This is a genomic window from Enterobacter sp. 296B2, assembly GCF_034106185.1.
Taxonomy (GTDB): domain Bacteria; phylum Pseudomonadota; class Gammaproteobacteria; order Enterobacterales; family Enterobacteriaceae; genus Enterobacter; species Enterobacter cloacae_N.
Genome location: NZ_JAWNCA010000057.1, coordinates 1 through 9,910 on the forward strand (window position 1 = coordinate 1; position 9,910 = coordinate 9,910).

Below are 9,910 nucleotides of genomic sequence, written 5' to 3' on the forward strand. Positions count from 1 at the left end.
ATCCATAATTAATGCAAATACATTCTTAAAATCAAATTCATGAAATGAATACTTTATCCATTAAGCTCTATTAATCTGATTTACCGGGCAGAAGTCTATCCGTATTTTCTACGGGACTGATTCTGATTTTCCTCCAGGGCCTCGTTATTCGCACTTATAAATTAAAAAACATTAAATACCCTCATTATTATACGCAGCTACATTTTATTTTTTCCCTCTGCCCCAACTACCGATCTACGGCAAACATCGGTTAATGGGTATTTAAAGGAACAGTAATGACGAATCATTTCAGACGTTTACCCTTAGCCGGTTTCATTGTCTGCGCTGTGCTGCTCACTGGATGCGATGGCCAGGAAAATCATCAACAACATGCGCAGGCGCCTCAGGTCAGCGTCCATATCGTGAAAAGCGCGCCGCTGGCTGTCACAACTGAACTACCGGGCAGAACCGATGCGTTCCGCGTTGCGGAGGTTCGTCCACAGGTTAGCGGTATTATTCTGCGTCGCAACTTCACGGAAGGTAGCGATGTAAAAGCAGGGGATTCACTGTATCAGATTGATCCTGCGACCTATCAGGCGGCTTACGACAGCGCGAAAGGCGAGCTGGCAAAGGCGCAGGCGGCGGCCAAAATTGCACACCTGACGGTGAAACGTTATCTGCCTCTGGTGGGGACGCAGTACGTCAGCAAACAGGAGTATGACCAGGCCGTGGCCACCGCCCAGCAGGCAGATGCCAGCGTCGTCGCCGCAAAAGCGGGCGTTGAAAGCGCACGTATCAACCTTGCGTATACCAAAGTGACGTCCCCTGTCGATGGCCGCATCGGTAAATCCAGCGTAACGGAAGGGGCGCTCGTCACGAACGGACAGGCCGCGGCGCTGGCAACGGTCCAGCAACTCGATCCGATTTATGTCGATGTCACCCAGTCAAGCAATGAATTCATGCGACTGAAGCAGACGAGCCTGCAAAAAGGAGATACGGCCAGCAGCGTTGAGCTGCTGATGGAGAATGGCCAGCCCTATCCGCTGAAAGGCACCCTGCAGTTCTCCGACGTTACGGTGGATGAAAGCACCGGCTCAATCACGCTGCGTGCCATTTTCCCGAATCCTCAACACATGCTGTTACCTGGGATGTTTGTTCGCGCCCGTATAGATGAGGGAACACAGCCAGATGCCATTCTGGTTCCGCAGCAGGGCGTGACCCGCACGCCGCGAGGCGACGCAACCGTGCTGGTGGTAAACGATAAAAACCAGGTTGAATCACGTACCATCGTTGCGCCCCAGGCCATTGGCGATCGCTGGCTGGTGACGGAAGGGCTGAAAAACGGTGACCGCGTGATCGTCAGCGGATTACAAAAAGTCAGACCCGGCGCTACCGTCGTCGCCACGCCAGATACCACCACGACTCCCGCCGGTTAAGGAACGACGACATGGCTAATTTCTTTATTCAGAGGCCAGTTTTCGCCTGGGTGCTTTCCATCATTCTAATGATTGCTGGCGGCCTGGCTATTCTCAAACTGCCCGTCGCCCAGTATCCAACGATTGCCCCGCCTGCCGTGGCGATTTCCGCAACCTACCCCGGCGCTGACGCCCAGACGGTGCAGGATACCGTGACCCAGGTTATCGAACAGAACATGAACGGTATCGATAACCTGATGTATATGTCTTCCACCAGCGATTCAGCGGGTAACGTCACCATTACGCTGACCTTCGAATCAGGAACGGATCCGGACATCGCCCAGGTGCAGGTGCAGAACAAGCTGCAGCTCGCCATGCCGCTGCTGCCGCAAGAGGTACAGCAGCAAGGGATTGGCGTTGAGAAATCCAGCAGCAGCTTCCTGCTGGTCGCCGGTTTTGTTTCGGACAACAAAAACCTTACTCAGGATGATATCTCCGACTATGTCGCCTCGAACGTCAAAGATGCCATCAGCCGAACGACGGGCGTCGGCGACGTTCAGCTGTTTGGTGCCCAGTATGCGATGCGCATCTGGCTCGACAGCAATGCAATGAATAAATACCAGCTGACGCCGCTGGATATTATCAACCAGTTGAAAACTCAGAACGACCAGATTGCGGCAGGCCAGTTGGGCGGCACGCCGTCTGTGCCCGGGCAGCAGCTGAATGCCTCCATCATCGCGCAAACCCGCCTGAAATCACCGGAGGAGTTTGGCCGCGTGACGCTCAAGGTAAATCAGGATGGCTCGATGGTTCACCTGAAGGATGTCGCTCGCATTGAGCTGGGTGGCGAAAACTACAACATGGTGACCAAAATCAACGGGCAGGCCGCCACCGGTCTGGGGATTAAGCTGGCAACCGGGGCAAACGCGCTGGATACAGCGGCAGCCATCAAGAGCAAGCTGGCGCAACTGCAACAGTTCTTCCCGCAGGGGCTTAAGGTCGTCTACCCCTATGACACCACCCCATTTGTGAAAATTTCTATTCATGAAGTGGTGAAGACCCTGTTTGAAGCGATCGTTCTGGTCTTCCTGGTCATGTATTTGTTCTTGCAAAACCTGCGGGCGACGCTCATCCCAACTATCGCGGTGCCGGTGGTTCTTCTGGGTACCTTCGCGGTTCTGGCGGCGTTCGGTTTCTCTATCAACACCCTGACGATGTTCGGGATGGTGCTGGCGATAGGGCTATTGGTTGATGACGCCATCGTGGTGGTCGAGAACGTTGAGCGCGTGATGGTTGAGGACAAGCTGCCACCGAAAGAGGCCACGCAGAAGTCGATGGGGCAGATCCAGGGCGCGCTGGTGGGGATCGCTATGGTCCTCTCGGCGGTCTTTGTTCCGATGGCCTTTTTTGGCGGCTCGACGGGAGCCATCTATCGCCAGTTCTCACTGACTATCGTTTCCGCCATGGCGCTCTCCGTGCTGGTTGCGCTGATCCTGACGCCCGCACTGTGCGCAACGTTGCTTAAACCCGTCTCTGGCGATCATCATGAGAAAAAAGGGGGGTTCTTTGGCTGGTTTAATGCACTCTTTGATAAGAGCGTGGAGCACTACAGTAACAGCGTGAGCGGTATTTTGCGTAAGACCGGTCGCTATCTGGTGGTGTACGTCATAATTGTTGGTGGGATGGCGGTGCTGTTTCTGCGCTTACCCACCTCCTTCCTGCCCGAAGAGGATCAGGGGGTGTTTATGACAATGGTTCAACTCCCGGCTGGTGCGACCCAGACGCGGACTCAGCAGGTTCTCGACCAGGTTCAGGACTACTACCTGAATAAAGAGAAGGCGAACGTTGAATCCGTGTTTACGGTGAACGGCTTTAGCTTTAGCGGCCAGGGCCAGAACTCCGGTATTGCCTTCGTCAGCCTGAAGCCCTGGGAAGAACGTTCGGGGGAAGAAAATAGCGTTGAGGCAATCGTCGGCCGTGCAACAAGAGCATTCAGCCAGATTAAAGACGGCCTTGTGTTCCCGTTTAACCTGCCGGCTATTATCGAGCTGGGAACCGCAACGGGCTTCGACTTTGAACTTATCGATCAGGCAAACCTGGGGCATACCCAGCTGACGCAGGCGCGTAATCAGCTGCTTGGCATGGTGAAAGAGCACCCTGATCTGCTGGTTCGCGTGCGTCCTAACGGTCTGGAGGATACCCCGCAGTTCAAGCTGGATGTCGATCAGGAGAAAGCGCAGGCGCTGGGTATTAGCATATCTGACGTCAACCAGACGATATCGACGGCATTAGGTGGTACCTATGTGAATGACTTTATCGATCATGGCCGCGTGAAAAAAGTTTACGTCCAGGCGGATGCGAAATTCCGTATGCTGCCGGGGGACATCAACAACCTCTACGTACGCAGCGCGAATGGGGAAATGGTGCCGTTCTCATCCTTTAGCAGCGCTCACTGGGTTTACGGTTCTCCTCGTCTGGAACGCTACAACGGCATGCCGTCCATGGAAATCCTCGGTGAATCAGCCCCTGGAAAAAGTACCGGTGAGGCCATGGTGATGATGGAAAGCCTGGCGGCAAAACTGCCTTCCGGCATCGGCTATGACTGGACGGGAATGTCTTATCAGGAGCGCCTTTCCGGTAACCAGGCGCCTGCACTGTACGCCATTTCACTGATCGTGGTGTTCCTGTGTCTGGCAGCGCTGTATGAAAGCTGGTCCATTCCCTTCTCCGTTATGCTGGTTGTGCCGCTGGGCGTCATCGGGGCCCTTTTCGCGGCGTCGCTGCGCGGGTTAAACAATGACGTCTATTTCCAGGTCGGCCTGCTGACGACGATTGGGCTATCGGCGAAAAACGCCATCCTGATCGTCGAATTTGCTAAAGACCTGATGGAGAAAGAAGGTAAAGGGATCGTTGAAGCCACCCTGGAAGCCTCAAGAATGCGCCTTCGTCCGATCCTGATGACCTCCCTGGCCTTTATCCTTGGCGTCATGCCGCTGGTGATCAGTACCGGGGCCGGGAGCGGTGCGCAAAATGCCGTCGGTACGGGCGTGATGGGAGGCATGCTTTCCGCAACGCTTCTGGCAATTTTCTTCGTGCCCGTCTTCTTTGTGGTGGTCCGGCGACGCTTCACCAGCCATAAAGAGTAATGTATCTCTGAAAGGCACCTTTTGGTGCGTTTTTTATTTTTAATATAAACTATGGATTAGATTTTAGAGGGTTGATTATTAAAAATGCATGAGTTTGCATTAAGTAAAAACACCATCTTGCCACTTCATAATTTCTCCATGAATTCATCCTGAACCCGACTTTTCTCCATGATTTTTACAAACTACATAATTTGAGATTATTCCTCGTGTAACGGGGACTTACCCTGGTGGTAAAATAATCTCCAGTTCGTTAATAGCCCTCCTGGCTTTGTAGCGAATGAGAAATAATACTGAGGTAACATCATGAAAAGATTCATTTCCGTTGCACTTCTCGCTGCGCTGCTTGCTGGTTGCGCGCACGACTCTCCATGTGTACCGGTTTACGATGACCAGGGTCGACTGGTTCATACCAATACCTGTATGAAAGGCACCACCCAGGATAACTGGGAAACAGCAGGTGCTATCGCCGGCGGTGCTGCCGCAGTGGCAGGTTTGACGTTGGGTATTGTTGCCCTGACGAAGTAACATCTGTTCAGAAAGCGCGGCTCTGGCCGCGCTTTTGCTTTTAATGGGTGCAGTATTTTCAAATAAGTAAAAAAATAGCCCCGTATTTATTCACGTAATTAATCCAAGACTGAAGTCAGTCACAAGTTTTTCGCATACTCATTCAAATTACTTATTCTATCGTGATGATTTTCACACATTAATATTATTGAATACCCTGCCAATATTCACCCTGGAAACTACCTCTTCTTTTTCCTGACCCGACTCAAAACTTTTGCTCCGATTTGTGGCACAGGTTGTAATTTCGCACCGTTTCGGGGCGCTCGTTTTATTTAAGCCTGTCTACACTCAGCATTAAGCGTTCACTCGTCTCTTATTTCGTCGAACGCAAAACTGGCATTACGTTTGCTTTATAAACGTTGGCCAACGCCACAGACAGGTTAAGCGCTTAAAACGCTTCTATAACGATAAATTTCGCCACACAGGATGCATTATGAAAAAGACGATGATAGCCAGCCTGGCCGCTGCAGGCATGTTGTTTGCCGTAGCCGGTCAAGCCCATGCGGGAACGACACTGGATGCCGTTAAAAAGAAAGGTTTTGTTCAATGCGGTATCAGTGACGGTTTGCCTGGCTTCTCTTATGCCGATGCGAACGGCAAATTTACCGGTATCGATGTGGATGTCTGCCGTGGCGTTGCAGCCGCCGTTTTTGGCGATGACAGCAAAGTAAAATACACCCCGCTGACGGCGAAAGAACGCTTTACGGCGCTGCAGTCCGGTGAAGTCGACATGCTCTCCCGTAATACCACCTGGACCTCTTCCCGCGATGCAGGCATGGGGATGACATTTACCGGCGTGACCTATTACGACGGCATCGGCTTCCTGACCCACAACAAAGCGGGCCTGAAAAGCGCCAAAGAGCTCGATGGCGCCACCGTGTGTATCCAGGCGGGCACCGATACCGAGTTGAACGTCGCGGATTATTTCAAAGCAAATAAGATGAAATACACCCCTGTGACTTTCGACCGCTCGGATGAGTCAGCCAAAGCGCTGGAATCCGGTCGATGCGACACGCTGGCCTCTGACCAGTCACAGCTGTATGCCTTACGCATTAAGCTGAGCAACCCGGCAGAGTGGGTTGTCCTGCCTGAAGTGATCTCCAAAGAACCTCTCGGCCCCGTTGTACGCCGTGGCGATGAAGACTGGTTCTCCATTGTTCGCTGGACGCTGTTTGCCATGCTGAACGCAGAAGAGATGGGCATCAACTCGAAAAACGTCGATGAGAAAGCGGCGAATCCTTCTACCCCGGATATGGCGCACCTGCTCGGTAAAGAAGGTGATTTCGGCAAGGACCTGAAGCTGGATAACAAGTGGGCTTACAACATCATCAAACAGGTGGGTAACTATGCTGAGATCTTTGAGCGTAACGTGGGATCGGAAAGCCCGCTGAAGATCAAACGCGGCCAGAACAATCTCTGGAATAACGGCGGTATTCAGTACGCGCCACCAGTACGTTAAGTCATAGCTGTAACGGGCACTGCTCGGGCAGTGCCCACTCCAGAGTCATGGTTACTGAGGTTTCTTTATGTCCCATCGCCGCTCAGCCGTAAAAGGATCGCTATCCTTTTCTCATCCCGCGGTCCGCGCCTGGCTATTCCAGATTATTGCTATTGTTGCGGTTGTTCTTATCGCCGTGTATCTCATCCATAACACCATCACGAACCTGAATAATCGCGGTATCACCTCCGGGTTTGCGTTTCTGGATCGCAGCGCAGGGTTTGGGATTGTTCAGCACCTTATTGACTACCAGGAAGGTGACACGTACGGACGCGTGTTTGTGGTCGGTTTACTGAATACGCTGCTGGTATCCGCACTGTGTATTGTCTTCGCTTCCATCCTGGGCTTCTTTATTGGGCTGGCGCGCCTTTCTGAAAACTGGCTCCTGCGGAAACTTTCAACCATTTATATTGAGACATTCCGCAACATCCCACCGCTGCTGCAGATATTTTTTTGGTATTTCGCGGTGCTGCGTAACCTTCCTGGCCCCCGCCAGGCCGTCGATGCGTTTGAGCTGTTTTTTCTCAGTAACCGTGGGTTATACATCCCCTCTCCTCAGGTAGCCGAAGGGCTTTACGCCTTTATCGTCGCCGTTGTTATTGCACTCGCCATTTCTGTCGGCCTGTTTCGCTATAACCGTAAGCACCAGATTAAAACCGGGCAGCTTCGTAAAACATGGCCAACTGGCGCTGTGCTACTTGTTGGCTTACCGTTAGTTGCTCACTGGCTTTTTGGTGCGGCCTTGCACTGGGATATTCCCCATCTGCGCGGGTTCAACTTCCAGGGAGGGATGGTATTAATTCCTGAACTGGCCGCATTAACGCTGGCGCTTTCGATTTATACCTCCGCATTTATTGCGGAAATCATCCGTTCCGGGATTCAGGCTGTGCCTTACGGTCAGCACGAGGCGGCACGCTCACTCGGTTTGCCGAATACCGTGACGCTTCGCCAGGTCATTATTCCTCAGGCTCTACGGGTGATTATTCCGCCTCTGACCAGCCAGTATCTTAACATTGTCAAAAACTCATCGCTGGCTGCTGCCATTGGTTATCCGGATATGGTGTCTCTGTTCGCCGGAACCGTGCTTAACCAGACCGGACAAGCCATTGAAACCATCGCCATCACCATGTCTGTCTATTTGATCATCAGCCTGGTGATTTCATTGCTGATGAACCTTTATAACCGTCGTATAGCACTGGTCGAGCGCTAAGGATCTATGATGACAAAAGCGATACTGTCGCACTCCTCGCGCCCTGCCAGCTCGACAGGTGGACGTTTCATTCTCTGGGCGCGCAAGAATCTGTTCTCCAGCTGGAGCAACAGCCTGCTGACGATTGTCTGCCTGTGGCTCATGTGGGAATTGATTCCTCCCCTGCTGAACTGGGCGTTTTTACAGGCCAACTGGGTCGGTTCAACCCGAGCTGACTGCACAAAAGCCGGTGCCTGCTGGGTATTTATTCATGAACGTTTCGGTCAGTTCATGTATGGATTGTATCCCCATGAACAGCGCTGGCGGATTAATCTGGCGCTGGTTATCGGCCTGCTCTCTGTCGCGGTCATGTTCTGGAAAAAGCTACCTCATCGTGGACGCTATATTGCCGTCTGGGCAGTGGTTTATCCGATTATTGTCTGGGTGCTGATGTATGGCGGTTTCCTGGGGCTGGAACGCGTTGAAACACGCCAGTGGGGCGGTCTGACGTTGACATTGATTATCGCTTCAGTGGGGATAGCCGGCGCGCTACCGTGGGGGATTTTACTGGCCCTGGGACGCCGTTCAAAAATGCCGGTCGTTCGCGTGCTCTCCGTTATCTTCATTGAGTTCTGGCGCGGAGTACCGCTCATCACCGTACTGTTTATGTCGTCGGTCATGCTGCCGCTGTTTATGGCAGAGGGTACAACGATAGACAAACTGATCCGTGCCCTGGTCGGGGTGATTCTCTTCCAGTCCGCCTATGTCGCTGAAGTTGTACGCGGTGGCCTGCAGGCGTTGCCCAAAGGCCAGTACGAAGCGGCGGAATCGCTGGCGCTCGGTTACTGGAAGACGCAGGGGCTGGTGATCCTTCCGCAAGCGCTCAAGCTGGTTATCCCTGGGCTGGTCAATACGATCATTGCTCTCTTTAAAGATACCAGCCTGGTGATCATCATCGGATTGTTCGATCTCTTTAGCAGCGTTCAACAGGCAACCGTTGACCCTGTCTGGCTGGGCATGTCCACCGAAGGATATGTCTTTGCCGCTCTGATCTACTGGATCTTTTGTTTTAGCATGTCGCGCTACAGCCAGCATCTGGAAAAGCGCTTTAACACCGGGCGTACACCGCACTGAGGAAATTATGAGCCAAATAACTATGACACCCGCCGACGCGATGATTACGCTGGAAAATGTGAATAAATGGTATGGACAGTTTCATGTCCTGAAAGACATTAATCTTCAGGTAAAGCAAGGCGAACGCATCGTCCTTTGCGGCCCTTCCGGTTCAGGTAAATCCACAACCATTCGCTGTATTAACCATCTTGAAGAACATCAGCAAGGACGCATTGTGGTTGATGGCATCGAGCTGAATGAAGATATCCGCAATATCGAACGCGTACGCCAGGAAGTGGGTATGGTATTCCAGCACTTTAATCTTTTTCCACACCTGACCGTTCTGCAGAACTGTACGCTTGCGCCTATTTGGGTCCGAAAAATGCCGAAACAGGAAGCGGAAGCGCTGGCGATGCACTACCTGGAACGCGTTCGTATCGCGGAGCATGCCAATAAGTTTCCCGGCCAGATCTCGGGCGGGCAACAGCAGCGTGTGGCTATCGCCCGTTCGCTGTGCATGAAACCCAAAATTATGTTGTTTGACGAACCGACATCTGCGCTGGATCCCGAAATGGTGAAAGAGGTACTGGATACCATGATTGGGCTGGCGCAATCCGGTATGACGATGTTGTGCGTAACGCATGAGATGGGTTTTGCCAGAACGGTAGCTGACCGGGTGATCTTTATGGACCGCGGAGAGATTGTTGAGCAGGCGCCGCCGGATGAGTTCTTTGTGCATCCGAAGTCAGAACGTACGCGAGCATTCCTGTCGCAGGTGATTCATTAGCCGTTTGCTCTGCCGGGTGGCGGCTTCGCCTTACCCGGCCTACCGTTTTTTCTGGGCATAAACGCAAAAAGGCCATCCTTTCGGATGGCCTTTTCACTTATTTGATGTCTGGCAGTTCCCTACTCTCACATGGGGAGACCCCACACTACCATCGGCGCTACGGCGTTTCACTTCTGAGTTCGGCATGGGGTCAGGTGGGACCACCGCGCTAAAGCCGCC

At 52.6% G+C, this 9,910-nt stretch carries 7 protein-coding genes and 1 rRNA gene; 7 read left to right on the forward strand and 1 reads right to left on the reverse strand.

Annotated features, from left to right (window positions below; translation table 11 throughout):
* Positions 1 to 275: 275 nt before the first annotated feature.
* From URZ40_RS22720 to URZ40_RS22750, 7 genes are all read left to right on the forward strand, one after another.
* Positions 276 to 1,415 carry an efflux RND transporter periplasmic adaptor subunit gene (locus tag URZ40_RS22720; RefSeq protein ID WP_320721220.1) on the forward strand — a complete coding sequence of 380 codons (1,140 nt, stop codon included), beginning with the start codon at positions 276 to 278 and terminating at the stop codon, positions 1,413 to 1,415.
* 11 nt (positions 1,416 to 1,426) lie between these two features.
* The gene (locus tag URZ40_RS22725) at positions 1,427 to 4,540 is read left to right on the forward strand and encodes an efflux RND transporter permease subunit (RefSeq protein ID WP_320721222.1); all 3,114 of its coding nucleotides are present in this window, start codon (positions 1,427 to 1,429) and stop codon (positions 4,538 to 4,540) included.
* Between the two features lie 303 nt (positions 4,541 to 4,843).
* Positions 4,844 to 5,065 carry a lipoprotein gene (locus URZ40_RS22730; protein WP_008502867.1) on the forward strand — a complete coding sequence of 74 codons (222 nt, stop codon included), beginning with the start codon at positions 4,844 to 4,846 and terminating at the stop codon, positions 5,063 to 5,065.
* 472 nt (positions 5,066 to 5,537) lie between these two features.
* Positions 5,538 to 6,563 (forward strand): amino acid ABC transporter substrate-binding protein, encoded by a 1,026-nt coding sequence (locus tag URZ40_RS22735; protein WP_116343552.1) that lies wholly within the window; start codon positions 5,538 to 5,540, stop codon positions 6,561 to 6,563.
* Between the two features lie 67 nt (positions 6,564 to 6,630).
* Complete coding sequence (locus tag URZ40_RS22740; RefSeq protein WP_116343553.1) at positions 6,631 to 7,812, forward strand: amino acid ABC transporter permease; 1,182 nt, start codon at positions 6,631 to 6,633, stop codon at positions 7,810 to 7,812.
* A gap of 9 nt (positions 7,813 to 7,821) precedes the next feature.
* Complete coding sequence (locus tag URZ40_RS22745) at positions 7,822 to 8,925, forward strand: amino acid ABC transporter permease (RefSeq protein ID WP_316379829.1); 1,104 nt, start codon at positions 7,822 to 7,824, stop codon at positions 8,923 to 8,925.
* Between the two features lie 7 nt (positions 8,926 to 8,932).
* Positions 8,933 to 9,691, forward strand: a complete 759-nt coding sequence (locus URZ40_RS22750) for an amino acid ABC transporter ATP-binding protein (protein ID WP_320721223.1) — start codon at positions 8,933 to 8,935, stop codon at positions 9,689 to 9,691.
* Positions 9,692 to 9,797: 106 nt separating this feature from the next.
* On the opposite strand, the gene rrf is transcribed toward URZ40_RS22750, so the two are convergent.
* A 5S ribosomal RNA gene (gene rrf, locus URZ40_RS22755) occupies positions 9,798 to 9,910 on the reverse strand; the annotation flags it as partial.